The 26,948-nt window shown below is 66.4% G+C and carries 22 protein-coding genes; 17 read left to right on the top strand and 5 right to left on the bottom strand.

The window, feature by feature from the left end; translation table 11 throughout:
• From L288_RS24965 to L288_RS24950, 4 genes are all read right to left on the bottom strand, one after another.
• Positions 1–1,963: phosphatidylglycerol lysyltransferase domain-containing protein (locus tag L288_RS24965; protein ID WP_021236864.1), on the bottom strand; the 1,963-nt coding region annotated here is incomplete at its 3' end.
• Positions 1,963–2,682 carry an AcvB/VirJ family lysyl-phosphatidylglycerol hydrolase gene (locus L288_RS24960; RefSeq protein WP_021236863.1) on the bottom strand — a complete coding sequence of 240 codons (720 nt, stop codon included), beginning with the start codon at positions 2,680–2,682 and terminating at the stop codon, positions 1,963–1,965. The genes L288_RS24965 and L288_RS24960, both read right to left, overlap by 1 nt.
• Positions 2,679–6,044 (bottom strand): glycosyltransferase, encoded by a 3,366-nt coding sequence (locus tag L288_RS24955; RefSeq protein WP_021236862.1) that lies wholly within the window; start codon positions 6,042–6,044, stop codon positions 2,679–2,681. The genes L288_RS24960 and L288_RS24955 overlap by 4 nt, the downstream gene beginning before the upstream one ends.
• Positions 6,045–6,240: 196 nt before the next feature.
• Positions 6,241–7,278: a rod shape-determining protein gene (locus L288_RS24950; protein ID WP_030539533.1), complete on the bottom strand. Its 1,038-nt coding sequence runs from the start codon at positions 7,276–7,278 to the stop codon at positions 6,241–6,243.
• A 449-nt stretch (positions 7,279–7,727) separates the two neighbouring features.
• Here L288_RS24950 and L288_RS43580 point away from each other — a divergent pair, with 449 nt between their 5' ends.
• The 17 genes from L288_RS43580 (at position 7,728) to L288_RS24870 (ending at position 25,485) form a co-directional block, all read left to right on the top strand.
• Positions 7,728–7,961: a hypothetical protein gene (locus L288_RS43580; protein ID WP_030539532.1), complete on the top strand. Its 234-nt coding sequence runs from the start codon at positions 7,728–7,730 to the stop codon at positions 7,959–7,961.
• 292 nt (positions 7,962–8,253) lie between these two features.
• Positions 8,254–9,645: a sugar transferase gene (locus L288_RS24940; RefSeq protein WP_031303849.1), complete on the top strand. Its 1,392-nt coding sequence runs from the start codon at positions 8,254–8,256 to the stop codon at positions 9,643–9,645.
• Between the two features lie 157 nt (positions 9,646–9,802).
• Positions 9,803–10,003: a hypothetical protein gene (locus L288_RS43575; RefSeq protein ID WP_021236858.1), complete on the top strand. Its 201-nt coding sequence runs from the start codon at positions 9,803–9,805 to the stop codon at positions 10,001–10,003.
• 274 nt (positions 10,004–10,277) lie between these two features.
• Complete coding sequence (locus L288_RS24935) at positions 10,278–11,462, top strand: hypothetical protein (RefSeq protein ID WP_021236857.1); 1,185 nt, start codon at positions 10,278–10,280, stop codon at positions 11,460–11,462.
• Positions 11,463–11,491: 29 nt separating this feature from the next.
• A complete protein-coding gene (locus L288_RS24930) occupies positions 11,492–12,322 on the top strand; it encodes a polysaccharide biosynthesis/export family protein (protein ID WP_021236856.1) in 831 nt (276 codons plus the stop codon).
• On the top strand, positions 12,319–13,749 hold the full coding sequence (locus L288_RS24925) for an ATP-binding protein (RefSeq protein ID WP_021236855.1): 1,431 nt from the start codon (positions 12,319–12,321) through the stop codon (positions 13,747–13,749). The genes L288_RS24930 and L288_RS24925 overlap by 4 nt, the downstream gene beginning before the upstream one ends.
• Positions 13,746–15,104: a GNVR domain-containing protein gene (locus L288_RS24920; RefSeq protein ID WP_021236854.1), complete on the top strand. Its 1,359-nt coding sequence runs from the start codon at positions 13,746–13,748 to the stop codon at positions 15,102–15,104. Before L288_RS24925 ends, L288_RS24920 begins: the two co-directional genes overlap by 4 nt.
• Positions 15,101–16,009, top strand: a complete 909-nt coding sequence (locus L288_RS24915) for a capsular biosynthesis protein (protein WP_030539527.1) — start codon at positions 15,101–15,103, stop codon at positions 16,007–16,009. The genes L288_RS24920 and L288_RS24915 overlap by 4 nt, the downstream gene beginning before the upstream one ends.
• Entirely contained in the window at positions 16,006–16,803 is a 798-nt protein-coding gene (locus L288_RS24910) for a WecB/TagA/CpsF family glycosyltransferase (protein ID WP_021236852.1), read from the top strand. The genes L288_RS24915 and L288_RS24910 overlap by 4 nt, the downstream gene beginning before the upstream one ends.
• Before the next feature lie 61 nt (positions 16,804–16,864).
• Positions 16,865–18,142, top strand: a complete 1,278-nt coding sequence (locus L288_RS24905) for a lipopolysaccharide biosynthesis protein (protein ID WP_031303847.1) — start codon at positions 16,865–16,867, stop codon at positions 18,140–18,142.
• Positions 18,143–18,145: 3 nt separating this feature from the next.
• Positions 18,146–19,519, top strand: coding sequence for an O-antigen ligase family protein (locus L288_RS24900; protein WP_021236850.1), 1,374 nt, complete (start codon positions 18,146–18,148; stop codon positions 19,517–19,519).
• A complete protein-coding gene (locus L288_RS24895) occupies positions 19,512–20,441 on the top strand; it encodes a glycosyltransferase family 2 protein (protein ID WP_021236849.1) in 930 nt (309 codons plus the stop codon). The genes L288_RS24900 and L288_RS24895 overlap by 8 nt, the downstream gene beginning before the upstream one ends.
• The gene (locus L288_RS24890) at positions 20,438–21,382 is read left to right on the top strand and encodes a glycosyltransferase family 2 protein (protein ID WP_021236848.1); all 945 of its coding nucleotides are present in this window, start codon (positions 20,438–20,440) and stop codon (positions 21,380–21,382) included. The genes L288_RS24895 and L288_RS24890 overlap by 4 nt, the downstream gene beginning before the upstream one ends.
• Positions 21,383–21,384: 2 nt before the next feature.
• Entirely contained in the window at positions 21,385–22,353 is a 969-nt protein-coding gene (locus L288_RS24885; RefSeq protein WP_021236847.1) for a glycosyltransferase family 2 protein, read from the top strand.
• Entirely contained in the window at positions 22,350–23,477 is a 1,128-nt protein-coding gene (locus L288_RS24880; protein WP_021236846.1) for an endo-1,4-beta-xylanase, read from the top strand. Before L288_RS24885 ends, L288_RS24880 begins: the two co-directional genes overlap by 4 nt.
• Positions 23,474–24,559 (top strand): acyltransferase family protein, encoded by a 1,086-nt coding sequence (locus L288_RS24875; protein ID WP_021236845.1) that lies wholly within the window; start codon positions 23,474–23,476, stop codon positions 24,557–24,559. The genes L288_RS24880 and L288_RS24875 overlap by 4 nt, the downstream gene beginning before the upstream one ends.
• Entirely contained in the window at positions 24,556–25,485 is a 930-nt protein-coding gene (locus tag L288_RS24870) for a glycosyltransferase family 2 protein (protein WP_030539518.1), read from the top strand. Before L288_RS24875 ends, L288_RS24870 begins: the two co-directional genes overlap by 4 nt.
• Here L288_RS24870 and L288_RS24865 read toward each other — a convergent pair.
• Entirely contained in the window at positions 25,470–26,783 is a 1,314-nt protein-coding gene (locus L288_RS24865; RefSeq protein WP_236612996.1) for a glycoside hydrolase family 16 protein, read from the bottom strand. The two genes, L288_RS24870 and L288_RS24865, sit on opposite strands and share 16 nt — an antisense overlap.
• Positions 26,784–26,948 lie beyond the last annotated feature (165 nt).

The raw sequence follows: 26,948 nt of genomic DNA, 5'->3' as shown, positions 1-26,948 counted from the left end.
CCGCATGGCGCAGCGGCCGGGCCGCCGGGCCGTCCAGGCTGAACCGCGTCAGGTCGACCCGCGCCTCCTCCCCATATTTGACGATCGACAGTCCAAGATCGATGGCCAGCGGCAGCGCATCCATGCTCAGTTGATAGAGCAGCAGCCATCCCTGCGCCGCATGCGCCCTTTCCCGCATCCGCCACAGCAGGTCCGCCCATTCCGCCGGGTCGCCCACCGGATCGCCCATGACGATCCAGCTTCGCCCCTGCACCTGATACATCAGGAACGCCCTGCCGGTGGGAGAGGTCAGGAAACGCTTGTCGCCGGTCAGCGCCAGAAAGGCTTCGGTCCGCCGCGCCAGCGCCAGCGCCGTCCCGCTCGCCGATCCGCAATCCTCGTCCCCGCGCTGCGCGGCGGGCTGCATCATCGCCCAAACCGCCGCACCGATCACGACCACGCCGGTCGCCAGCGCCGCCCGCAGGAATCGCGAAGCGTCGTGATGGCGGCCGAACTGCCACCACAGGTCGCTTTGATAATCCACATGCCGGAACGCGAAAAAGCCGATCCAGATCGAAATGCCGACCGCGATCGACAATGCCGCGATCCATTCCCTGGACAGCACGGCGGAGGTGAAGCTGGTCGTGCGGTAGAAATCGCGGCGGCTGGCTTGCAGCACGGCGGCGATCACCAGCAGGATGATGGCCTCCTCATAATCCAGCCCCTTCATCATCGAAAAGACCGCGCCCGACAGCAGCAGCAGCCGCGTCAGCCAGAATGCGCCGTCCAGCCTGCGGTACAGCCCCGCCGCCAGCAGGATCAGCACCGCCCCGATGACGCTCGCCGCCAGGTGGGACGCCTCGACAAAGGGCATGGGCACGATCCCGCTCAACGCCCTGAACCGCGCCGGTATCGCGGGCAGGGAGCCGGACACCAGCAGCAGCGCCCCACCGACCGCCACCAGCGCGGCCAGCATGGCGGGCGCTATCCCGCGCACCACCAGTTCCGCGCCATCCCATATCCGGCTGACCGGCCGCCGCCACGCCCGCCCCTCGTGCAAGGCCAGCAGCATCGCCGCAACGATCAGCGGGACAATATAATAGATCACCCGGTAGGCGACCAACCCCGCCAACAGGCCCGGCCTGTCCAGTTGGGGGAGCGCCGCCAGCATCACCGCCTCGAAAACGCCAGCGCCGCCCGGCACATGACTCACCAGCGCCACGATGATCGCCATCGCATAGCTGAGGAAGAAAAGCGGATAGAGGCTGAGGCTGACATTCGGCACCAGCACGAACAGCGCCGCACTCGCCAGCATCAGGTCGATGCAGGCGACGCCGATCTGCGCGGCCGCCTGGGCGCGGGTCGGCAGCGCCAGACTCCATCCCCACAGCCCGATCGGCCTGGGCCGCCGCCCCAGCGCCGCCAGCAGAACCATCGCGGCGAACAGGAGGATACAGCCGATGGCCCGCTGCATCCCCGCGCTGATCGCCACGCCCCCCAGCGTCAATGCGGCAGGATGAACCACCATCATCAGCGCGGCCATGGTGATGACGCCGCTCCAGAAGGCCAGCCCCGCCGAAGCGATCACCCGCGCTATGTCGCTCGGCCGCAGTCCCGCCGCGCCATAGATGCGCAGCCGCGCCGACCCGCCGGTCAGCAGCGACAGCCCCAGATTGTGGCTGAGCGTATAGCTGCAAAAGGAAGCGAGCGCCGCCGTCCGCCATTTCAGCCGCTTGCCCACGATATGCAGCGCGACATGGTCATACAGGGTCAGCGCCAGATAGCTGAGGATGGTGAAGGCGATGGACAGCGCAATGGCCCTTGCCGGGATGGCGCGGAACGCCGACCGGAAATCGCTCGCCCGCACTTCGGCCAGCAGATGGTGGAGCGCGGCGAAGCCAAGCACCGCCACCAGCAGCGTGGCCGCGATCGCCAGCGCCGCCTTGCGCCTGCGCATCCAGTTCCCAACGCTGGTGAAGTTCATCAGGCCCGGCCTGCGCGGGACAGCGCACGGTCCATCGCATGCAATATCGCCGCGCTCGCGGCGTCCGCGTCGTCGTTCAGCTCATGCCCGCCCGGCAACCCGATCACGGTCGCATTATTCTGCCCCAGCGCGGGGCACAGGCTGGCCTGCTCCTCCCGCCCATAGAGGCAGAGCAGCGGCGTCCAGCTAAGGCGCCGCGCGGCGGTCACCGCATTTTCCTCCGGCTCGCCGATCGAGAATATCTCCGATGGCGACGCGCGCCATTCCCGCGTCGCCCCCGGCACCACCAGCCCGACAAAAGCGATCCGCTTGCGCAGCGCGGTCGGCACATAGGGCAGCGATGGCGCGATCACATCCGCGCCGAAGGACTGGCCCAGCAACAGCAGGGGCGCGCCGGGGTCCAGCCGGATCGCGCGGCGCAGGCCCTCCGCGATCATCGCGCCCGTCTCTTCGGGCGTCCGCCGGGTGCGGAAGAAATGCAGGCTGTTTCCCGTGACGATGCTGATGCCGCGCCGGTTGAGCCGTTCCGCGATGTCCGGTCCAAGCCCCGCATGAAACCCCATGTCTCCCGACAGATAGAGCGCCACCGCGCGCGGGTGCTGCGGCATCGCCCGCGCGGGCAGCACCCCGAACAGCGGACCGCCTATATAGCCGATATACCAGAAAGCGGCCAGCATCGCGGCGGCCAGCCCCAGCAGGCCGCGAACCACTTTCGTCATGGCGTCGCGCCGCCTTCCAGCGCGGCTGCCCGGCTTCCCGCCGTGGCGACATTCCCCGTCCGCTCCAGCTTGCCCCAGCCGACCCATGGCCCCAATATCGCGATGCCCACCGCCCGGATGACCACGCCATACATGATCTGGCGGTAGACGATCCGCTGCGCCAGCAGCAGCAGCGCCGGATATCGCCGCTCGCGCGGTTCCAGCCGGTAGGCGACGGCGCCGCATGCCAGGTCGATCGCGGTGAAGACCAGCCAGTAAACCGCCATGCGCAGCACGTCGCTTTCCGTCTGCGCCCAGCCATGCTGATGCACCCGCACCGCCGTGTCGATGGCGCTGACCAGCAGCGCCAAATCTATGATCGGGGACACGATCGCAAAGCCGATCTGGAACAGCCACGCCTGCGGCAATCCCACCCACGCCAGCCCGGCCGGATGGCCGTCACGCCAGATGCTGCGATGCTTCCACAGGCATTGCAGCGTGCCATAGGCCCAGCGGAACCGCTGCCTGGCGAGCGCGCGGAAACCTTCCGGCGCTTCGGTCCATGCCACCGCGTCCGTGTCGAAGGCGACCTGCCAGCCAGCGCGCTGCACCGCGATCGTCAGGTCCTGATCCTCCGCCAGCGTGTCCAGCGGATATCCGCCTACCGCGTCCAGCGCCGCCCGCCGCCACGCGCCCACCGCTCCCGGCACGACCGTGATCGCGCCGAACCGGGCAAAGGCGCGGCGCTCCAGATTCTGCGCCGTCACATATTCGACCGCCTGCCATCGCGTGACCAGGTTGACGCGGTTGCCGACCATCGCATTGCCCGCGACCGCACCGACCCGCTCGTCCGCGAACCAGCGGGCGAGCCGCGCGATCGTCATTTCCTCGAACTGCGTGTCGGCATCCAGCGCGACGATGATCGGCGCATTGGCGATCCTGAGCGCCCGGTTGAGCGCAGCCGCCTTGCCGCCGTTGGTGAGCGTGAGCAGCCGCACCCTCTCGTCACCGGCAAAGGCGCGGGCGACGATGACGCTCGTTTCGTCGGTCGATCCGTCGTCGGCGACAATGACCTCCAGCGTCACGTCACGGCTGGCAAGGACCCGGCGGATCGACTGTTCGATCACCTTCGCCTCATTATAGGCGGGAATAATGACGGACACGAACTGGCCCGGCATGACCGGCGGCGGATCGATCCGCACGGACGGCGCGCGGCTGCGCAGCGCCAGCGCCGCCAGCATCACCGCCCGCCCCATGCCGAACAGGATGACGGCGAAGAACAGCCATTTGAGCGCCACGACGATCGCCGCGAAGATCAGGAACATGCCCACATCGATGCGCACCGCCGCAAGGTCCGCGCCACTGACGGGCGGCATGACCTGCGCCCGGCTCAGCCCCGCCAGCGCCGATGCCGTGACGAAGCGATAGCCCTTCGCCTCCAGCGTCCTGATGATCCGGGGCAGCGCCGCCACGGTCTGCGCCCGGTCCCCGCCGCTGTCATGCAACAGCACGACCTGCGCGGAACGATCGCCGTCGCCCGCTTCCACCTGCCGCACCGTCCGGTCGACGATGGCGTCCACGCCCGGCCGCGTCCAGTCGCCCGGATCGGCATGCAGCCCGACATTCAGATATCCCGCCTTCTGCGCCTCCAGCGCGGGGCCGATCTCGTCCGCCGTGGTCGGTTCGGCGTCGCCGAAATAGGGCGCGCGGAACAGCCTCATCGCCCGGCCCGTATAGGCCTCGACCAGCCGCTGAGTCCCGTTCAGCTCCAGCGAGATGCCGCGCGGCGACACTTCCGCCATGTTGGGATGGGTGTAGCTGTGATTGCCGATCTCGCTGCCCTGCGCGACGATCTGGCGCAGCAGGCCGGGATGCATCATCGCATTCTCACCGATGACGAAGAAAGTCGCGGGGACATGAGCGGCCTTCAGGATGCGCAGGATCGGCGGGGTCCACACCGCGTCCGGCCCGTCATCGAATGTCAGCGCGACAAGGCGCGGCCGATAGCCCGTCCGGCGGATCACATAGGGCGTCGGCAGGCTGGCATAGCGTTCGTCGACGATCAGGCCCTTGGCCCTGCCCGACCCCATCTGCACGGTCCGATGTCCCATCGTAGGCACATCGTCGATGCGCAATAGCTCGCCATTGCCCTCGACATCGACCGAATTGAAGCTCGTAAGGCGGCCCAGCCCCCCCGCGCGCCCGGCCAGCGCCGCCCAGAATCCCGGATCTTCCGACCCCAGCCGCCACAGCGCGATCCCGCCCGCGCCCGCCAGCTTCACCGCGCGGATCTGGTTCCACGCGCTCGCCGCGTCCAGCATCCAGACATGATGGACCCGCCCATCCTCCTGATAATCGAAGGTGGCGTTGCCGCTTGCCGGATCGAAGCGCACCGGCGCGCCCGCATCATGGGCGGAAAGCCATGCATCCTCGATCGACAGGGCGTTGGCGAGGCCCCCATGCTCGGTCCAGTCATAGGCATAGTTCCCCACGGCGACGATCGCCTTGTCCGCCGAAACCTTGGTCAGCGCCGCGCGCAGCCTCTCCACGAACCAGGGCTGGGCGGCGATCGGCCCGGCATTCTGCCCGATATAATGCTGGTCATAATCCATCAGGATCAGCCGGTCCGCCACCCGCCCATAGGCGCGCAGGTCCCATGTCCTGTCGTCCACCGGCACGGTCAGCATCGATTGGAGATGCCGTTCATGCAGCACAGCGCCCGCATGTCTCAGGAACCGCAGATAATCGCCCTGCGCCCGCCCCGGCAGCGCCTCCAGGTCGAAGACGGCGCCTGACGCATGGAGCGCCTTCAGCGCGGGAAGAAGCTGCTGCTTCAGCCAGCGGTCCGCCGCGCCGCGATCATGCAGCAGGCGCGCGGTCCCTTCTCCGTCCCAGTCGCCATTCTCGACATTCTGCACGACCGGCATCACGCGCGGCCGGTGCCGCGCCGTCCGCAATATGGATGCGAAGACCGGGTCCGCCGTCACGCGGAGCCGGTGCGCCGGTCCGGTGACGGACAGCAGCGATGGCGCCACCCAGTCGATCTGCCCGATATGCTGGCGCAGCGACGCCTTGCTCGCATCGTCCCACGGCACGTAGAAGGCGACCCGTACGGGCGGGCGGCCCGCTCCATGCCCGCCGCGCGGCAGCCATCCCGCAATCTCCCGCCGCAGCGACGCGCCGAAACGGCCCAGCCGCTGGCCGATCCCCTCAGGCCGGGGCCGCTCCATCCGCAAAGGCATGGCCGGAGGCACCGGCACATTCACGATCGTCGCGGCAAAGGCGATTGCAGCCGCCAATATGGCGGCCAGCATGACAGCTATGGCAGGCAGCGTCAGGCGGCGGCGGCGTCCGCTGGCATCATAAAAGACTGGCCTGTCCATTGTCCCGTTCGAAGGATTGGAGAGGCGGCATTAACAGGGGTAAATGCCGCCTCTCACCTGTGTGGCCATGCACCATGGCCGCACCCGTCATTAGACCGGCTCAGTTGACCCGCCGATGGGCGGAACATGAAAAATAGTTCATGATCAGGCGCGATGGCCAAGCGGAGCGGGAGCGAATAACCCGCCCCGCATTACCTCAGGACTGCGTCAGCACGCCCTCATAGGCGCTGTCTTCCAGCGCCCTGCCCGCGCCCGTCGCCACGCAGATCAGCGGGCTGTCGGCGACCTTCACCGGCAACCCGGTCGCATCCATCAGCGCTTCGTCCAGCCGCCGCAGCAGCGCCCCGCCGCCGGTCAGGGTGATCCCTTCCTCGATGATGTCGGCCGACAGTTCCGGCGCGGTCTGTTCCAGAGCGGTCATGACCGCCATCTTGATCTGGCCGACCGGCTCAGCGAGCGCTTCGGCGATCTCGGTTTCGCTGATGGTCATTTCCGCCGGACGTCCGTTCACCAGATCGCGGCCCTTGACGATCATGCGCCGCCCTTCGCCATCCGGCACGGTCGCGGCGCCGATCTCGCACTTGACCCGTTCCGATGTCGCTTCGCCAATCATCAGATTGTGGCTGCGGCGGATATGCGACGCGATCGCCTCGTCCAGCCGGTCTCCCCCCACGCGCGCCGAATTGCTGTAGGCGACCCCGCGCAGCGAAAGCACGGCGACCTCGGTGGTGCCGCCGCCTATGTCCACGACCATCGCGCCGCGCGGTTCGGTGACGGGCAGTTCCGCCCCGATCGCCGCCGCCATCGGTTCCTCGATAAGCTGGACGCGCGCCGCGCCCGCGTTCGATGCCGCATCGCGCAGCGCGCGCCGCTCCACCATCGTCGATCCCGAAGGAACGCAGACGACCACCTCATGACGCCGCCCGAACCTGCTGCCGTTCAGCGCCTTGTCGATGAAATGCTTGATCATCTGCTCCGCCACCTCGATGTCGGCGATGACGCCGTCGCGCAGCGGCCGGATCGCCTGGATATTGGCAGGCGTCTTGCCCATCATCAGCTTGGCTTCGTTGCCGACCACCTTGACCCGGCGCGTCCCCTGCTGCGTTTCGATGGCGATGACCGACGGCTCGTTCAGCACGATGCCCCGGTCGCGCACGTAGATGACGGTATTCACGGTGCCAAGATCGATGGCCATGTCACAGGCCGAGGAAGAGAATAAGCGGGGAAATTTCATGGGAAGAATGAGCAATCTGCTGGGTGCCGGAGGGAGCCGATCCCCTGCATAACCGCCGCCTTCAGCAGAAGGGAAGTGCGACGGTCCGCCGGTCTGGCGGGTTCAACGGAGCCTGCACGCTCCATGCGCCGGTCTGCGACCGCGCTCGCGAAAAGCCCCGCTTCGCAGAACCGAAGCGGGGCAGTTTGGGTCGCAATGCGGGCAAATGCCTGCGCCTGCCACTAAGTCATTCGATGGAGTTGATGACAAGCTCGAAACAAATTGATCCAGATAAACCCCGGCCACCAAGCCTATGTATCTGAATATGTTAGCTGTCCCTTTTCAGAACAGCCTTAACATCTGTTATACATTATCTTTGCCCACAGGAAATTGCTCCTGGCCCTTCAAAATCCGGCAGACTGGCGCTATCTCGGATCATATGAGCGCAACCGGCGCCTGGGGCCCTGCAAATGATGGACTTGTCGCCTGACACGCATGACAAAGCTTCGCCAGCGGCGGAGCTGCAAGGCGCGCCCCGGCACGACGCCATCTCCCCTGACGTGTCCGGACAGGATCGGCCCGCGCGGTGGTGGCATATGTCGCATGACCGGGCCGAAGCAGGGGTTCAGCTACTTTCGCGCTGGGCCGGGCCTGCCGTCCTCGCGCTGGCGATCGCGGCGATCGGCTGGTGGATTTTCGGCTGATCCCCTTTCCCGGATGATTTTCCCCTGATTCGTCCGTGTGTTGGTTAACGCTTCGGTGCAATGCAGCACATCGGGAATTCCGTTGGCCGCATTTGCGGGGCGGCACATCTCCGGGACTCAACGGATCATCGGAAAAGATGGTCCGCGCGTCCCACGCCCGATTGCCGGCCCCGAACATTTATGCCCTGCTGCTCCGCAACATAAAGAACAGGGCTGCGGATGTCTGATGAAAGCAAGCGGTTCCGAAAGGGACATGCTGCGCAATGACGTCACGACATAAAAAGGGTTGCAGATGTCGAAAATTGATCTGGCGATAGAGGGTTCCCCAAGTCGCCAGCCAGCAACAGCCGCGGTGCAGCGGAACGTCCGGCTCGGGCTCTGCCTGCTGATGCTGTTGGCGGACATGGCGGCTCTGGCCGCGGGCTTCGCTGCCGGGCTGCGCATTGCGGGTGTTCCCCTGTTTTCCGGGGACATCTGGCAACCGCTTGCGGGGGGCATGGCCGCCTATGGCATCGTCGCCTTTCACAACCAGGCCTATAATCCCGAATGCCTCACGCGCCTGACCTGCTCGCTGCGCAGCGCGCTGATGGCCTTTGCGGGCACGCTGCTGATCTTCCTGCTGGTCGTCTTTTCGCTCAAGGCCACCGGCGATCTGTCGCGGCTCGGCATCTCGACAGGCATATTGTGCAGCGGGACGCTCCTGGTGCTGCAACGCCTGCTCATCGTTCATTCGGTCAGGCGGAATTTCAGCGACAACCTCTTCGCGCAACTGCTGATCATCGACGACGGCGTCATCCCGGACGATGTCAACAGCATGATCCTGGTCGATGCCGCCGCCATAGGGATCAAGGCGGATCTGGACGATCCCTATATGCTGCACCGGCTTGGCACTTTGCTGCACGGTTATGACCGGGTTGTCATTTCCTGTCCCGCCGACCGGAAAGCGGATTGGGCACAGATGCTCAAGGGCGCGAATATCCTGGGTGAGATCATCGTCCCCGAACTCGATCCCATGGCGCCGCTGGCCGTCGAAAATTGCCGTGGCGTGCCCACGCTGGTGGTGGCGCGCGGTCCGCTGAACCTTGCGAACCGGGCGAAGAAGCGGCTGCTGGACATCGCCATCACCGTCCCGCTGCTGATCGCGCTGTCGCCGCTGATGATCGTCATCGCCATCGCCATCCGGCTGGATTCGCCGGGGCCCGTCTTCTTCAAGCAGGAGCGGATCGGCCGGGGCAACCGCCTGTTCCACATCCTCAAATTCCGCAGCATGCGGGTGGAACAGTGCGACGCTGCGGGCGCTGCATCCACGCGTCGCGACGATGACCGGATCACGCGGGTCGGGGCTTTCATCCGCAAGACAAGCATCGATGAACTGCCCCAGCTCATCAACGTCCTGCTGGGCGAAATGAGCCTCGTCGGCCCCCGCCCCCATGCGCTGGGATCGACCGCCGAAGAACAGTTGTTCTGGCAGGTCGACCGTCAATATTGGCACCGCCACGCGCTCAAGCCCGGCATTACCGGCCTCGCCCAGATCAGGGGTTTCCGCGGCGCGACCGAAACCCGCCGCGACATATTGAACCGTGTCGAGGCTGACCTTGAATATCTGCATGGATGGAGCCTGATGCGCGACATCGCCATCCTGATCGGGACGTTCAACGTGCTGGTGCACAGAAACGCCTACTGATCCCGCTTCCCTGCTTCCCCCGCCTTCGCCCGGCGCTGCCCTTCAGCGCCGGGCACTTTTTTGCGATGAAATGATGACGTTTCCCGCACCCTGACAACTATTTGTTAACCCTGAAATCGGATATGTCCGTCATCACGAACAGGGCGGACATCAGAACGTGGCAGATGATTTTGCAGCGGTTGCCGTGGCGCAGCCTTCTCCGGGCCGTAGCCATGAGGCAGAGGCGATCCGCCCGGCTGCCCTTCCCGCTTCATCCCTGGCTGATCGCTGCGATCGCGGCGTGGAAATCCTGTCGCGCTGGGCGGGCATCCTCACCTTCATTGGAGTCGTGGCGGGACTCGCCTATCTCATCTTCTGACCGCCGGGCACGCTGTTTAGCTTGCTCCCAGATTAACAACTTCGGACCTGGTTAACGCCCGGGACTGCGGGCCCTTTTTGCGACCAACCGAGCCGTTGCATTGACGCGACCAACTGCATCCGCAGTGGTTCGTTTTGCCTGAAAATCGGACTAGCATGACCTCAGTTGCTGCAATGCAATAAAGGGTCTGCGTTTGAATAATCCAGTAATTCCGTGCTTTCGGAAACGGCTTTTTGCGCCCGCAAAACAGCCGCCTGGCTGGTCGGGCGCCGCAATGGCGGCGCTGGCTGGCACCGTTGTTGCTGCGGGCGCTCCGGCATCATTGTGCGCACAAACAACCGGTCCGCAAACCAATGCGATCGATGACGCTGCCCGCATCAAGACCATGGGTCTTAACGCGACCGCTGGCCTCGACATTCTCTATGACGACAACGTCTATCGCGTGGACGACCGGGTCGAGGACCCGACCGCCGACCTGATCGTCACCCCTTGGGTCGAACTCACCTATGGCAAGCCGATCGGCCGCCACGACCTGCTGCTGCGCGGACGTGTTGGTTACGACCGCTTCATATCGGAGGGCCAGCGCAGCAAGGTCAGGATCGACACCGAAGCCAGGGCCGTGATCCGCTTCGGCGCGACCTGCTCCATCACGCCTCTCGCCTCCTACCGCCAGCAGCGCGCCGACTATGGCGATCTCAACCAGCAGACGGAAAATCTGCAACGCTTCACCACCTTCGGCGCTGATCTCAGTTGCGAGCGGCCGGGCTTCTTCCCCGTCGCCAGCTATCGCCGCGACATGACGCGCAATGCCGATGCGTTCGACTATGCCGATCAGACCAGCGACAGCTTCTTGGGCGGCGTCGGCTATTACAAGCCCAGCCTCGGCACGATCACCGCCTTTTACGAACGGGTGAACAGCGACCGCAAAAAGCTGGGGGTCGAAAACCGGATCGACAGTTGGGGCGTCACCTTCAAGCGGAGCGTCTCCCCGCTGACCCAGATCGACGCGGACGTCCGCTGGCTGGACGTGGAAAGCGATTCCGATGCGGTCGGCAGCTATGACGGCCTTGGCTGGAATGTCAGCCTGTCGAGCAGTATCGTCCCGCGCCTCAAGCTCACCGCGACGACGCAGCGGGGCATCGTCAACGACAGCCTGATCGCCAGCGGCTTCGCCGTCCGCACCCGCCACCGGATACAGGGCGAATTCGCCATTTCGGAACTGACCTCCGCCGGGCTCTATGCGGAATGGGAAAGGCGCAAATTCCGGCAGGATGCTGCGTTGCGTCCCTTCTCCATCACGGCCGACCGCAATCGCCGTTTCGGCGGCACATTGAAGCGTAAACTGTCCGACCGCGCCGAAGTGGCGCTGGACGCGCAGCATTATGTCCGCCGCACCGACACCAGCGTCGCCGATTTCAGCGGCACGCAGGTGACGCTGGGCGCGGCGCTCCGATTTTGACCTCGAACGAACAAGCAGGAGCTTGCGCTGTGAAAGCAGAAATCCTCCTCAAAACCCTCTCGGCAGGCCTGGCATTGGCGGCTCCCCTTGGCGCCGTTGCCCAGACGGCACCGGCCGCGGCGGCGCCTGACCCGGCGGCCGCAACCGCGCCAGCCGCTCCGGCGGCGGATGCGGGCTATCTGCTCGGCCCGGATGATGAGGTAAAGATCTCCGTCTTCGGCCAGCCCGACCTGTCCTCGACCACGCGCATCAAGGCGGACGGCACCGTCACCCTCGCGCTGATCGGCCCGATTTCCGCGCGCGGCAAGACGACCTCGCAACTGGCGCAGGCGATCGCGTCCAGCTATGCGGCGGGCGGCTATCTCACCAGCCCGTCCGTGAATGTGGAGGTGAGCAATTTCGTCAGCCGCTTCGTCACCGTGCTGGGCAATGTGCCGCAGGCGGGCAACTATCCGCTCGACCGCAACTATACCGTCGCGTCCATGCTGGCGAAGGCTGGCGGATCGACCACGGCGGGCGCGAACGCCGTCGTTCTCACCCCCGCCGACGGCAGCGGCCCGGTGCGCATCTCGCTTGCCGACATGAGCGCTGGCGCCAACCGCGTCCTGAAACCCGGCGACATCCTGTTCGTGCCCCCTGCCGAGAAGGTCTATGTCTACGGCCAGGTGCAGGACCCCGGCGCCTTCGCCTATGTGCCGGGCCAGAGCTTCCGCCAGGCGCTGGCGCTTGCCGGGGGGCCGACGCTCGCCGGATCGACCAAGCGCATCAAGGTCCGCCGCGCGGGCAAGGAAATCCAGGCCAATCTCGACGATCCCGTCCAGCCTGAGGACGTCCTCATCATCCGGGAGAAGCTGTTTTGACCGCAATCGACCATGGCTTCGTGCAAGACCGCCCCAGCGGCATGCTGGACTGGCTCATGTCCTTCCGGCGCGGATTGTCGCGCGCCAATGACGGCATAAGTCCATCGCGCGAAATTCCGCCCGCGCAGCCCCCGCTGCTGCTCGACACGCCGGTGCAGCCCGGCTTCCGCCCCGCCGCGCAGGAGGAGCAGGACGGCGCGCCGCGTCCCCTGTCGATGGGCGCGATGGCCGCGCCGATCAAACCGATCAGCCTGCGCCGCGATTCCATCTACAACGCCTTCAACACCGCCATGCCCGTGTCCGACCGCCATGGCCTCGCCGGGCGCAACAATGAACTTGAGCGGCTGGTCGAAGCGATCGTGGTCCAGCGCAAGCATGCCGTCATCTTCGGCACGCGCGGATCGGGCAAGACCTCGCTCGCCCGCGTGTTCGGCGACCTTGCCGACGAAGCGGGCTGCATCGCCCTTTATGGCTCGGCCAGCGGCGACGCTGATTTCGACTCCCTGTTCCGCCCCTTCCTCACCGAACTGCCGATGAGCGCGGCCGGGCAGGAACGCGCGCGCAAGATGATGAGCGAGCCGCTGGACGTCACCCGCCTCGCCGCCCTGCTGGTGGAGGATGTGCGGCAAAGGTCCATCCTGATCCTGGACGAATATGACCGGGTGCGATCGGAAGAGGCGAAGGCCGATGTCGCCACCCTGCTCAAACTGCTGACCGACATTCATTCGCCGGTTCAGGTCGTGCTGGTCGGCATTGCGGGCGACGTGGACGGGCTGATCGCGGCCCACCCCTCGCTGCGCAGGCATATCGCGCCGCAGCGGGTGGCGGCGATTCCCAAGCCCGAACTGGAACGGCTGCTGCTGAGCTGCGCTGAAAATGCGGGGTTGCGGCTGGACCCGGATGCGCTCGACGCGCTGGCCGGGGCGGCCATGGGATCGCCCTATCATGCGCGGCTGTTCGGCATGCAGGCGGCGCTCGTCGCCGAAGCGGCGGGACGCGACCGCATGACCCTGCCCGATGTCGAACAGGGCCTCGCCGCCGCGCTGGAGGACTGGGCGGAAATGAGCGGCGCCACCCACGCGCTGTTCCGCCGCATCCTGTGGGACGCAGGCGCCAGCCGCAGGATGATCGCGCTGGCGGGCGTCGCCGCGTCCCAGATGCCCGCCCTCTCCTACGACCGGCTGGTCCGGCTGGGGCATGAGGTGCTGGGCGGCGGATCGATCAATGAAGGACAGGCGGCCGACGCCATGCGGCGGCTGGAACCGGCGCTGACCGCGATGCCGGGCGGCGGCCTGTTCATGTTCGAAGATACGCTGGCCCCGCAATTCCTGCTGCTGATGGCCAAGCAACCAGCGCCAGCCACGCCTCCGCCGCCGACACCGGCCGAAGAGATGCGGGCCATGCTCAAGGGAGTGGACGGGCTATGACCATGAACCCCATCGACCTTCTGTCGGCGGTGCAGGCCCGCTGGCGGACGGCGGCGCTGCTGGGCGGCGCGCTGTTCCTGGTCATCGCCATCATCGCCTTCCTCCAGCCGCGCCAATATGCCGCGACCACATCGCTGCTGCTGGACCTGTCGCAGACCGACCCGACCGATTCCGGCAACCAGCAGGGGCCAAGGGTGGAGGTGGACAGCATCCTTGGCACCCAGACCGACGTCATCCGGTCGGCCAAGGTGATCAACGCCGTGGCAAAGGAAGCCGGTTTCGTCGACGCCCTGCCAAAGGAAATTCCCGCCGCCGCCCGTCTCCAGCAGGCAGCGGACCGGGTTCGCGCTGGCCTGACGGTCACGACCGGGCGGCAGAGCAATGTGCTGCAAATCCAGTATCTGGACCCCGACCCCGCAATAGCGGCGAAGGTCGCGAACCTGACCTCGCAAATCTACATGCGCGAACAGGTCGAACTGCGCGCCTCCCCCGCGCGCGGGTCGGCCAAATGGTTCGACGATCAGACGCAGGAAGTGCGCCGCCGCTACGAACGGGCGCAAAAGCGCCTGTCCGATTTCCAGCGCGCCCATGACATCATCGGCATCAACCGCATGGATCTTGAGGCCGAAAAGCTCAAGAATATGTCCTATCAGCTCACCCAGGCCCAGGCCGAGGCAGCGGCCGCCCGGTCGAAGGCTGGCGCGGGCTCCGTGTCGGACATCGAAGGGTCGCTGATCGTCCAGAACCTTCAGGAACAGGTGGCGACCCAGTCCGCGCGCGTGTCGGAGCTTTCCAAGACGCTTGGCCCCAATCACCCGAACATGGCGGCCGCCAATGCGCAGCTTTCGGAATTGCAGGCGAAGCTCGCGGCAGCGCGGGGAAGCCAGGCGGCGGCGGTCAGCGCCAACAGCCGCGCGGCCAGCCGCCGGGAAGGCGACCTGCGTTCGAACATGGCCGGGCAGGAAGACCGCATGATCCGCATGTCCGATGTGCAGGATCAACTCATGGTGCTCCAGCGCGACGTGGATGCGGCGCGGCAGACCTATGACACCGTGCGCCAGCGCTTCAATGAAGCGACGCTGAAAAGCCAGATCTCCCAGCCCAACGCCAGCCTGCTGGACGAGGCGGCGGTCCCGCTGCTCCCGGCCAAGCCCAATCTGATGCTGTGGCTGGTGGCGGGCGTCGCGCTGGGTCTGGTCGGCGGCGTCGCGGCTGTCGTCATCGCCGAAATCCTCCATCCGCGCGTCCGCTCCGCCACCGGCGTGGCCCGCGCGACCGAAGTCGAGGTGATCACTGAACTAATGCCGGCTCCTTCCCGGAACGGCTGGTTCTTCAAACAGCAGGAGGCCGCATGAGACTGCGTTCAACGGCAGGCGCCCCGCCCCAGATGATGCCGGGCGGCGGCAGCGCCGCTCTGCGTCCCCGCGCCAGGGACCATCAAAGCTTCGCCCGGCTGGCGGTCGAAAACGGCTTCCTGGCGGAGTCGGACGTCAACCGGGTCGATGCCCATGCCCGCGCCCAGGGGCTTCCCTTCCATGAAGCGGCGGTCGACCTGGGCCTGCTGGATGCGGACGCCGCCGGGCTGCTGGCGGCCTTGCAGGGCGGCTTCGCCCTTCTGCCCGCAGGCGACGAGCGGATCGACCCGCTGGTGGTCGCCGCCTTCGATCCGGCAAGCCCCTATGCCGCGAAGGTCAGGACCGTGCGCGCCAAGATGCGCGCGGCGGCCAGGGCGGGCGATCCCGCCGCGCTGCGCCTTGCCGTCCTGTCCATAGATGCGGGTGACGAGGCAGCGATCCTCGCCGCCAACCTCGCCGTCGTGCTGGCGCAGATGGACGGCCAGACCATGCTGATCGACGTCGACATGGGCACGCCCCGGCTCGACCGGCTGTTCCGGGTCGCGAACAAGGCGGGCCTTGCCGAACAGTTGATGGGCAGCGCGGCGCTGCTGCCTGCCGCGCGGACCGCGATAGACGGCCTCTGGCTGATGACCGCCGGGCGCGCGTCGGGCAGCGCGGCCAGCCTCATCACGCGCGGTCCCCTCGCCGAAACCGCCAATGGCTGGGGCCTCAGGGATACGTCGATGCTGTTCTACCTTGCCGAACGCAGGGGCGAACAGACGCCGTTCGGCAGCATCCTTGCCGGTTTCCACGCTGTGGTCATCGTCGCCCGGCGGGGCGGCACCGCCATTGCCGACATGCGGCGGGTCATCGACGATCTCGACCGGCAGGGCGTGCCCATCGCGGGTACGGTCATCGCATGAGCGCAGAGCAAGCGCTGCATCAACCCTTTCCTCCGGCCGAGCAGGAAAGGACCGTCATGGTGGGCGGCATTCCCGTGTCCACCCTGTCGCTCGATGCGCTGATCGACAAGATGGTGCGCGACGCCCCGCTGCGCCGCATGCTGAAACAGCCTCCGCTGCTGGTGTTCGACTGCAACGGGCAGGGCCTGTCCATGAACGCCACCGACGCGCAGTTCCGCGCCGACCTGGCGCAGGCGGACCTTGTCCATGCCGATGGGCAGATCGTCGTCATGGCCTCCCGCTGGTTCAGCAGCACCCCGATCGCCGACCGGTCCAGCACCACGGATATGTTCATCGACAGCCTGCCGCACGCTGCCGAACATGGCGTCAGCTACTATCTGCTGGGCGGCGAGGATCAGGTGAATGCCGAATGCGCGCGCCGGATCACGCAAGCAGCGCCCGGCCTGACGCTGGCGGGCCGCCGCCATGGCTTCTGGACGGCGGAGGAAGAGGATGCGGTGATCGATGAGATCAATGCCGCCGCCCCCGACGTGCTGTGGGTCGGCACCGGCAAGCCGCGCGAGCAGGCCTTTTGCGTGCGCAACCGCGACCGGATCAAGGCCGGATGGATCGTCACCTGCGGCGGCCTCTATAATTATGTGACCGGCGATTATCCGCGCGCGCCGATGTGGATGCAGAAGTCCGGGCTGGAATGGCTGCACCGCATGGCCACCCGCCCGCGCCAGCTCGCATGGCGCTACATCACCACCAATCCCCACGCGCTCTGGCTGATCTGGAAGCATCGCCATGGCTGACGGCGGCGCGAAAGCTGGCGGTCTTCTGCCCCCCCTCCCGCAGGCGGGAGGGGCCGGGGGTGTGCCTGCCCAACCGCGGCAGGGGGAACGGAAAGGTATCGCCAGCCTGTTCGGCCGCTTCGGTCTGGCCAGCCTGTCGTCGGCGATCGTGTCGGTCAGCCACCTTGCCGTTCAGCTTTTTTCGATCCACCATCTCGGCACCGCCGCCATCGGCACGCTCGCCTTCCTGCTGGTGATCATCCAGTTCGGCTACAGCCTGTCCAACGCGCTGGTCGCGACCCCCTACACCATCGCCGTCAACCAGACGGACGATGCGGATCAGGCGGGCTTCGACTTCTTCTTCCCCATGAACCTGATGCTCTCGCTCAGCCAGGGCGTGATCTGCGCCGCGATCGCCTGGGTGACGGCCTCTCCCCTGGCGGCGCTGGCGTTCGGCCTTGCGGGCACCTTGTCGCTGATCCGCTGGTTCGGCCGGTCCAATGCCTATGCCCATCATGCGCCCGCTCGTGCGGCGCGATCCGACCTCGCCTATGCGGGGACCATCGTCGCGGGCCTGCTGATCGCCAGCCGCACCGGCGCGGACCTTGCCGGGATCGGCGGCATGCTGGTGGCGGCAAGCCTTGCCGGACTGCTGCCCTTCGGCCTTGCCTATCTGCGCCGCCACGCTGCGATGAGCCCAGTCCGCGCGTTCGGCGCTTACCGTCCCGTGTGGCGCGATCAATCCGCCTGGACGCTGGTCGGCGTGCTCTCCACCGAAGCGACGTCCAACTCGCACAGCTATATCGTGACATTGCTGGCCGGGCCGGCAGCCTTCGCGCCGATCGCCGTGGGCATGCTGTTCTTCCGCCCGGTCAATGTCTGCATCACCGCCCTCACCCAGCTGGAACGGCCGCGCATGACCCGCGCGGTGGCGCGCGGCGATCATGACGCCGCGATCAGGGCGGAGCGGCTGTTCATGGGGGCGCTCATCTTCCTGTGGCTCGCGACCTGCGTGCTGGCGGCCGTTGTGCTCTACGGCTTTCCGGGCCTGATCCTGAAACCCGCGCTGGACCATGCCCAGGTGGCGACGGCGGTCGCCCTCTGCGCGCTGCTCAGCCTCGTCCAGTGCATCCAGACGCCCATGAGCGTCCTTACGCAGGCGCGCCGCGCCTTCCGCCCGCTCGCCACGCAGAGCCTGCGCAGTTGCGGCGTCGGCATCGTCGCCGTCACCCTGCTGACGCTGGCCGTCGCGCCGATCTTCTCGATCGCGGGCGTCGTGCTCTCGCAACTGGTGATGATGCTGGGCATCTGGGCGCTGGACCGCAAATGGCGGCGCGAACGGCAGCGGGGGGAAGGCTGAACCATGGCCTCCACCTGGCACCGCATCGGCCAAGCGCCCGCCGCCGCCATCCCCGGCTCTCCCGCCGCTTCGCAGGACAGCCGGATCACAACGGTCGCGCAGATCTTCTATTTCGTGTTCCTGATGATGGTCTTCATCGGCCAGCGGCCCTTCGCGTCGCGCACGCAGGACGAACTGGTCGCGATGGCGCAGAATAATGACGGGTCCGACCTGTTCAAGCAGGCGCTGTTCATCGGCTTCGCGCTGCTGCTGACCGCTGTCCAGATCCTGCGCAAGCATCCGGTCAAATATAAATTCTCCTTCTGGCCGCTGGCGATCATGCTGGTCTGGTTCCTGATCACCTGTAGCTGGGGCGCGGACCCGTTCGTGTCCTTCAAACGGGTGATGCAGCAGTTCATCGTGATCTACATCACCTTCTGCGCGCTGACGCTGATGGGGCCGGACCGGCTGTTCACGGCGCTGCGGTCGGCGCTGATCCTGTCACTGATCATCTGCTGGGTATCGCTGCCCCTGACATCGGCGGCGGTCCACCCGCCGACCGAAAGCGACAAGGCGCTGATCGGCGCGTGGCGCGGCTTTTTCTTTCACAAGAATATCGCCGGTGCGGTGATGGCGCTGACCTTCATCGTGTGCGGCAATGCGTGGATCGACAAGCGCAAATGGTATTACGCCCTGTTCGCGCTGATGGCCTTCGTCTTCGTGATCGGGACCAAGAGCAAGACTTCGCTCGCCCTCTGCTTCGGCATGCTGGCGATCAGCAATGTCTACCGCGCCTTGAGCGACAGCACGCAGAAACGCGCCATATTGCTGCTGTTGCTGGGGTTCGGCATGGTCGGCTTCCTCGCGCTCTACATCGCCTATCAGCCGATGGTGGAAAGGCTGTTCGCCGATCCCACGTCCTTCACCGGGCGCGTGTCGATCTGGCAGGTGGTGTTCGACTATCTGCGCGATCATCCCTTCCTGGGCGCGGGCTTCGGCGGCTTCTGGCAGGTCGGCGCGCAGTCCCCCGCGCATGATTATCTCAACCAGCAGTTCCAGATGCTGACCGCCCATTCGCACAATGGCTATCTGGAAATCTGGGTAACGACCGGTCCGCTGGGCCTCATCATGCTGCTGCTGTCCTTCATCGCCCTGCCCGCCTGGTGGTTCCTGAGCGGCGCGACGAAGGAAAACCAGCATCTGATGGTGCCCGCCTTCGCCGTCTGGATCTTCGTCCTCTACCAGAATCTGCTCGAAACCTCCTTCTTCGACAAGGACCGGCAGGTCTGGGTGATCTTCCTCGCCGCGATCGCGACCGCCCATGCGACCTTCAAGGCAAGGCCGCGCCCGCAGTGGCGCAGGCAGCCGCTCGCCAGCCCGGAGCCCGCTTATGGCTAAGGTCATCATCTGCATCCCCACCTGCCACCGCCCGCAGGGGCTGCTGCGCACATTATCGTCGATCGCCGCGCTCGAAACGCGCCATCAGTTGGAAGTGCTGGTGGCGGACAATGACGCCACCCGGATGGAAGGCATGGGGGCGGTCGAGCGCCTCGCCACCCACGGTTATCGCTGGCCCATCGAAGCGCTGCTGGTGACGGAGCGCGGCATCCCGCTGGTGCGCAACGCCCTCGCCGCGGCGGCGCTGGCGCGGCCCGGCGTCACCCATGTGGCGATGCTGGACGATGACGAGGCGGCGTCGCCCGGCTGGATCGACGCCATGGTGGACGCCGCCGATCGCTGGGACGCCGATGTCGTGGGCGGCGCGGTGCTGCGCGAAATGGACAGCCATGTCGCGCCCTGGGCCGCGCGCCACCCGCTGTTGCAGGCCAAGCGCCGGGGGCGGTCCGGCCCGGTCGCCCTTGTTGACAGCACCGCCAATGTGCTGATCGCCGCCCCGGCCCTGCGCGCCATGGGCGACCGCCCCTTTGACGAGCGCATGGCGCTGACCGGCGGGTCGGACAAGCAGCTTTTCACCCGCATGGCCCGCGAAGGCTTCCGCTTCGCCTGGGCCGAAGAGGCGCTGGTGACGGAGCTGATCCCGGCAAGCCGCGTCACCGCCAGATGGCTGCTGATGCGCGGCTATCGCCTGGGCATGACCGACATGATCGTGGAGCGCTTCCACAAGGGCCGCCTGCGCGCCCTGGCCGGAGAAGCGCCCCGCATCCTTGCCGGGTTCCTCGTCGGCACGCTGGGCGCTGTGGCGACATTCGACCGGGGCAAGCGGCTCGTCCGCCTCGGCAAGCTCTATCGCGCGGCTGGCAAGATCGCCGGCCTCGCCGGTATCCATTATGAAGAATATCGAAAGGTGCACGGCGCATGACCAATGCAGCCCCCTTCTTTTCCGTCGTCATCCCGCTCTACAACCGCGCGGCCATCGTCGGCGACACGATCCGTTCGGTGCAGGCGCAGGACTGGCAGGATTTCGAGATCGTGGTCGTCGACGACGGTTCGCATGACGATCCCGCCCCCGTCATCGAAGCCTTTGGCGACCCGCGCGTCCGCTATATCCGGCAGGATAATGCAGGCGGCGGCGCGGCGCGCAATCGCGGCATAGCGCAGGCGCGCGGCCGCTATATCGCCTTCCTCGACTCCGACGACCTGTTCCTGCCCGGCAAGCTGTCGACCATGGCGCGCGCGTTGCAGGACGATGATGACGGGACCACCGTGCTCTATTCGCGGATGAAGGTCGATCGCGGCGTCGATCGCTACTGGATCAGGCCCGAACGCGGCATTCGCGATGGCGAGGATGTGGGCGAATATCTGTTCTGCGCCAACCAGTTCATGCAGACCTCCACCATGGTCGTCCCCACCGATCTTGCGCAGCGCGTCCTGTTCGACCCCGCGCTGAAAAAGGGGCAGGACCTGGATTTCTGCGTCCGTCTCCAGGCGGCGGGCGCGCGGTTCCGCATGATCGACCGGCCGCTCACCGTCTGGCTGGATGCGAGCGAGGCTGGACGGACATCCTATGTGCGCGGTTATGAAACCTCGCTCGACTGGCTCAACCGCTGCGGCCACATGCTGACCGGCCGGGCAAGGCGCGGCTATCGCGCCACGGTGCTGGCCTATCACATGGCGCCCATCCGCCCTGCCCTTGCCCTTCGCGACCTGATCATCGGCATGCTGGCGGGCGGCGTCCCGCCCCGCGTCGTCGCCCGCCAGGTGCTTCGCTCCTATCTGCCGAAGCCGCTCTACCGCTCGCTCGTCAATCTGTTCGTGCTGCGCTTCGGCAAGGCGGGGACAGCCCATGGTGGAGGCCGATAGTGATGACTGCGTGGCAACCTCCGTCCACCCTTCAGGCGTCCGCCGCCCAGCCGCTCTTTTCCGTCATCATCCCCACCTATCAGCGGCGGGACGCGGTCGTCGCGGCGGTGCTGTCCGCGCTGGAACAGAGCGTCGCCGTGATCGAGGTGATCGTCGTCGTCGACGGGTCCACCGATGGCACCGAACTGGCGCTGGGGGCCATAGAGGACCCCCGGCTGACCGTCGTCGTCCAATCCAATCGCGGCGCTGCCGCCGCCCGCAACGCCGGGATCGACCATGCGCGGGGCCGCTACATCGCGTTCCTCGACTGCGACGATCGTTTCCTGCCCCATCACCTTGCCGACCTGCTGCCGCTGCTGGAGGAAAGCGATCATGTCGTCGCCTATGGCCAGGTGCTTGCCGATCGCGGCGGCGGGCGCAATTTCCTGAAACCCCCGCGCGCCATCGGCCGGGGCGAGCGCCTGGACAAATATCTGATGTGCGATCGCGGCTTCATCCAGACCAGCAGCGTGGCGCTCAGCCGCGCGCTCGCCGAAAAGGTGCGCTATCGCGAGGATGTGAAGTTCGGTGACGATACCGACTTCGCCCTGCGCCTGTCGCTCGCGGGCGCGCAGTTCCGCATGACGCAAAGGCCGGGCACGATCTGGGCCGACCGGCAGGCTGACGGCCGCCTGTCCCAGGTGCGCGGCAATATCGGCAGCCTCGCATGGCTGGCCGACCTGCGCCCTCATATCTCTCCCCGCGCCTTTTCCGGCTATATGGGCTGGCACGCGGCCAAAAGCCTGTGGCCGACGCAGCCCAGCCGCGCGCTGCGCTATTATCTCGCGGCCTTGCTGCGGGGCGCTTACGGCCCCCGGCTGGCGGGCGCGGTGCTGATGCAGATCGTGCTGCCCGACGCGCTTTACCGCAGGATCAGCGACCGCTGGATCGATCTGCTCCGCCTCGCCGCCGGGAAGAGGCAGCCGTTATGAGACGGCGGGATTTCCTCGCCGCCGCCGCCGGGCTCGCCGCCTGCTCCCCCCTGCCGCCCAGCGTCGCGCGGGAGGTGTCGCGCGAAAGCCTGGCTGAACATGCCCGGCGGTCGGGCCGCTATTTCGGCATGGCGGTCAAGTCGCGCCTGCTGCGCGAGGACAAGGGCTATCGCGCGGCCGTCGCCCGCGAAAGCAACATATTGGTGCAGGAATATGAGCTGAAGCGCGGCACTACGGAGCCAAAGCCCGGCCAATATGATTTCAGCGGCGCCGATCAGATCATCGACTTCGCGCAGGCCCATGGCATGCGCGCGCGCGGCCACACGCTGGTCTGGTACGCCGCCAATCCGCCCTGGCTGGAGCCTGCGGTCATGCAGGCAGGCCCGAAGGATCAGCGGCGGCTGATGACCAGCTATATCGACACCGCCATGCGCCGCTATGCCGGGCGCATCACCGAATGGGATGTCGTCAACGAAACGCTGGAGCCCAACGAAGGCCGCGCCGACGGCATGCGGGCGGAAAGCCTGTGGATGAAGGCGATGGGCGAACAATATATCGACCTCGCCTTTCGCCGCGCCCGCAAAGTCGATCCCGCCGCCACATTATATCTCGCCGATTTCGGGCTGGAACATGACTCGCCGCGCTGCGAACGGCGGCGCACGGCGATGCTGAAACTGCTCGACCGCCTGATGAGCCGGAACGTGCCGCTCGACGCCATCGGCATCCAGGGTCATCTGAAACCCTATAAGGAACCGTTCAACCAGCGGCAGTTCGCCGATTTCCTGCACACCCTTAGCGGCTATGGCCTCAAACTGGCGGTGACCGAATTCGACATCGCCGACCGTGGAGGACCGCCCAGCCCGGAAAAAAGGGACCGGGAAGTCGCCTCCTTCGCCAAGGCGTTCCTCGACGTCGCGCTTGACAATCCGGCGATGCAGTCGGTGCTCTGCTGGGGCGTTTCGGACAAGGATTCCTGGCTCTCCAAATATCCTGAATATAAATGGCCGGACGGTCAGCTTTCCCGTGGCCTGCCCTTGGACGGCAACATGGCGCGAAAGCCCTTCTGGGACGCCATCGCCTCCGCCTTCGACGCGGCCCCTCCCGTCCGCGGGAACAACGCATGAGGATAGCGCCCCTCACCGGCCTGCGCGGCGTCGCCGCCGTGTCGGTGCTGCTCTATCATATCCCGCATCAGCCCGCCTTCGCCGCCTTCGCCATTCCCCTCTTCTCGCGCGCCTATCTGGCGGTGGACCTGTTCTTCGTCCTCAGCGGCTTCGTCATCTCCTTCGGCTATCATGACCGGGTGGTGAAGCATCCGGGATCCCGAAGCTATGCCGATTTCCTGATCAACCGCATGGCGCGCGTATGGCCGCTGCACATGGTCGTGACACTTGTCTTCGCCGCGCGCATCCTGCTCAACCTTTCGGGCACCCAATCGATCGAGCTGACGCCCGTAAACGCCGCCGCCAACCTTGCCATGGTGCAAAGCTGGGGCTGGGGCACGCAGCCGATTGCGGGCAATAGCTGGTCGGTCAGCACCGAACTGGCCGCCTATCTTCTCTATCCGCTCATCGGCCTGCTCGCTTTTTCCCGCTGGGCCTGGGTGCAGGCGGCGGGTTGCGCCGGGCTGTTGCTGCTGGTCTCCTCCTCCGGGCTGGGGGCAAGCGGGCCGATGGACGTCATCGATCCCGGCAGCATCCTTCCGCTGCTGCGCTGCCTCGCCGGATTTTCGCTGGGCGTGCTGACATATCGTTGCGCGGACAGCCCATGGTGCAGGCGCATGCTGGACCGCCCCGGCGGCTTCGCCACCATCTGCGGGCTGATCGCGGCGGCGCTGCTGCTGCCCGGCGCTGACCTGCTCGTCGTGCTGCTGATGCCCGCGCTGGTGCTCTGCTGCTATTATGACGGACCGGCGGTGCGCGCGGTCATGGCCAATCCGGTCAGCTTCCATCTGGGGGTGATCAGCTATTCCATCTACCTCTGGCACCCGCTGGTGCGCGATATCGCTGCCCGCGCCATGACGGTGTCGCACCGCCATGGCGTCAACGGCATGGACTGGCTGTTCGTCGCTGGCATGCTGGCCGCCACATGGCTGCTCTGCTGGGCCAGCTATCTGCTGGTGGAGGTGCGCGGGCACCAGTTCATCAAATGGCTGCAAAGCGGCCGGGCGCGGCGCCCCTCTCCGCTGGAGGCCGCCGCGCCATGACCGGCGGCAAGGCGATATGGATCGCCATCCCCACCTTCCGGCGGCCCGCCGAACTGCGCCACCTGCTCGACAGCCTCGCAAAGCTGGTCCGCCGCGATGACGTCATGCTGCTGGTCGCCGACAATGACGGCGCAAGGATGGAGGGCGCGGGCGTCGTGGAAGCGCTTCGCCAGGCGGGCTATCCGCTTCCCCTCACCCTCCTTCCGGTGCCGCAGCCGGGCCTGTGCGCCGTGCGCAACGCCATCTGCGCGGCGGCCATGGCCGATCCGGCCATGCGTTTCATCGCCATGATCGACGATGACGAATGGCCGCAGCCGGGCTGGCTGGATGAACTGCTCTCCTGTCAGGCGCGCATCGGCGCTGATGTCGTTGCCGGGCCTGTCGATTTCCATTTCCGGGGATCGCCGCCACGCTGGGCGCGCGAAACGCTGGTCTTCCGGCCCGAACAGCGGGCATGGGGCGCGACCGGCATGCTGTGGGCCAGCAACAATCTGCTGGTCACGCGCAAGGCGCTGACCATGACCGATCAGCCCTGGTTCGATCCCCGCTTCAACCGCAGCGGGGGGGAGGATCTGGATTTTCTCGCCCGGCTTCATGCCGCCGGGGCGCGGTTCGGCTGGGCGCCCGATGCCCGCGTCAGCGAATGGGTGCCACCCGAACGCGCGCGCCTGTCCTGGGTGCTGAAACGCATGTGGCGGATCGGCTTCACCGAAACGCTCGCCCGGCAGAAGCAAAGGCCGGGCCTGTTCGGGCGCGCGTCCCTCATGGCGCGCTCGCTCGCCATATTGACGGTGCGGACGCTTGGCCTCGCGGCTTTGATCCTGCCCGGCGCGCGCCGCGTGGACATTGCCGGGCAGTGGGTCAAAAGCTGGGGGCGCCTCTATGCCCTGTCGGGCGGCGCCCATAGCCATTATGGCGCGCTGTAGATGCGGAAGCTCTTGATGATCATGTCGCCCGAACCATCATCATAAGCGCCGCTGGTCTTCACCGCCACGTTCATGATCGGATACCAGCGATGCCCCTTGAACGGATTGACCGACTGATATGTCTCCACCCCGTCCACGAACCAGGTGATATAGTCCCGCTGGATGTCCACGGCAAAGCGGTGGAAGCCCTGCGAATAGCCTTTCAGCCCATAGGCCTGCTCCGTCTGGATCGTCACCCCGCGCTGGAAGCTGCGCGCCCCGTTTGATCCGCCGTGGATGGTGTGGGCGGCGTGCCGGTCGAAGTCCCAGTAGTTCTGGTAACCAAAGCCTTCATAGATGTCGATTTCCGGCGGCCAGCCGCTGGTGGAAATCAGCCAGAAGGCAGGCCACGACCCGCGCCGCGACGGCATCCTCGCCTCCCACTCATATTGGCCATAGCCGATCTGCGACGCCAGGAAATTGCGCCCGTCCAGCACCGACGCGCCATAATGCCAGTCGCGCCCTTCATAATGGATCGGCGTCTTGAGCTTCTGGCTGTGCAGCACCAGCCCCTGCGTGCTCCAGTAAACCGGCCCTTCGATACCGGGGAACAGGCTGGAATCGAGGTACAGCCCCGTCTCGGCATTGGCGATCTGCGTGCGGCCATGCGACAGCGACGTGGCCCAGCGGTTCCAGCCGCCATCCGGCGACCGCTTGTGCGTGTCCCTGTCCAGTTCGAACTGGAGCGTGCCCGTCGCGGCAAAGCTGCGCGGCTGGCGGAAAGTGCCCGCCGCCTTCTGCGTCGCCGCCGTGCCGCTTGTGGCGGTGATCGTGGCTACCGATTGCCCCTGCAATCCGCCCCACGGCGCTTCCCGCAGCTTGAGCTGGAACTGCTGCCCCTCCGCCGCGCTGATGACCGGCACCTCCACCGTCTGCACCAGCGGGTCGCCAGGGCGGAAGATCACGACCGTATCCACCGTCTTGTAATGATAGCCCGACAGCGCGCGCAAGGCGCCCGACCCGTTCACCGTGATCACCCGCGCGATCACCGTGTTGGGCGTCGGCTGGTTCAGCCGCACCGGAACATAGGCGGTCCCCGATCCCGGCGCGAAAGTCGCATTCTCCAGCGACAGCGTCGCCTTGTCCGGCAGCTTCGTGCCATTGGCGAAGTCGAAATCGGCGAAGCTCGACGTCATCGTGGCAGTGGATGACGCGGCGGGCATAGTTGTCGTCGATGCCGTCGCGGTCACCGCCGGTCCGCTTGCCAGCACTGCCGTGCCGCTGCCCGATGATAGCGGCGTCGAACCGCTGCTCAGCAAAGTCGCCGCTCCTGCGGCAGCGACGCATAGCAATGATAATCCGGCTCCAGCTATGGAGCCAGTCAGTCTGATATTCATGATGTGCAACCCCCGTTTTATTACCTCCTAAGGGTCCTATACGGGAATTAACAAAAACTTCCGGTCAAGAACGGGTCGTCGCAAAAG

It is taken from the genome of Sphingobium quisquiliarum P25, from assembly GCF_000445065.1.
GTDB classification, from domain to species: domain Bacteria; phylum Pseudomonadota; class Alphaproteobacteria; order Sphingomonadales; family Sphingomonadaceae; genus Sphingobium; species Sphingobium quisquiliarum.
The sequence above is the reverse complement of the archived record's forward strand: the minus strand, read 5'-3'. Positions and strand labels throughout refer to the sequence as shown.

Excerpts from the sequence above, each read along its gene's own strand:
- L288_RS24880 (WP_021236846.1), top strand. The coding sequence starts at position 22,350 with ATGAGACGGCGGGATTTCCTCGCCGCCGCCGCCGGGCTCGCCGCCTGC.
- L288_RS24950 (WP_030539533.1), bottom strand. The coding sequence starts at position 7,278 with ATGAAATTTCCCCGCTTATTCTCTTCCTCGGCCTGTGACATGGCCATC.
- L288_RS24920 (WP_021236854.1), top strand. The coding sequence starts at position 13,746 with ATGACCATGAACCCCATCGACCTTCTGTCGGCGGTGCAGGCCCGCTGG.
- L288_RS24890 (WP_021236848.1), top strand. The coding sequence starts at position 20,438 with ATGACCAATGCAGCCCCCTTCTTTTCCGTCGTCATCCCGCTCTACAAC.
- L288_RS43580 (WP_030539532.1), top strand. The coding sequence starts at position 7,728 with ATGATGGACTTGTCGCCTGACACGCATGACAAAGCTTCGCCAGCGGCG.
- L288_RS24915 (WP_030539527.1), top strand. The coding sequence starts at position 15,101 with ATGAGACTGCGTTCAACGGCAGGCGCCCCGCCCCAGATGATGCCGGGC.
- L288_RS24910 (WP_021236852.1), top strand. The coding sequence starts at position 16,006 with ATGAGCGCAGAGCAAGCGCTGCATCAACCCTTTCCTCCGGCCGAGCAG.
- L288_RS24895 (WP_021236849.1), top strand. The coding sequence starts at position 19,512 with ATGGCTAAGGTCATCATCTGCATCCCCACCTGCCACCGCCCGCAGGGG.
- L288_RS24940 (WP_031303849.1), top strand. The coding sequence starts at position 8,254 with ATGTCGAAAATTGATCTGGCGATAGAGGGTTCCCCAAGTCGCCAGCCA.
- L288_RS24885 (WP_021236847.1), top strand. The coding sequence starts at position 21,385 with ATGACTGCGTGGCAACCTCCGTCCACCCTTCAGGCGTCCGCCGCCCAG.
- L288_RS24900 (WP_021236850.1), top strand. The coding sequence starts at position 18,146 with ATGGCCTCCACCTGGCACCGCATCGGCCAAGCGCCCGCCGCCGCCATC.
- L288_RS24955 (WP_021236862.1), bottom strand. The coding sequence starts at position 6,044 with ATGGACAGGCCAGTCTTTTATGATGCCAGCGGACGCCGCCGCCGCCTG.
- L288_RS24935 (WP_021236857.1), top strand. The coding sequence starts at position 10,278 with ATGGCGGCGCTGGCTGGCACCGTTGTTGCTGCGGGCGCTCCGGCATCA.
- L288_RS24870 (WP_030539518.1), top strand. The coding sequence starts at position 24,556 with ATGACCGGCGGCAAGGCGATATGGATCGCCATCCCCACCTTCCGGCGG.
- L288_RS24875 (WP_021236845.1), top strand. The coding sequence starts at position 23,474 with ATGAGGATAGCGCCCCTCACCGGCCTGCGCGGCGTCGCCGCCGTGTCG.
- L288_RS24960 (WP_021236863.1), bottom strand. The coding sequence starts at position 2,682 with ATGACGAAAGTGGTTCGCGGCCTGCTGGGGCTGGCCGCCGCGATGCTG.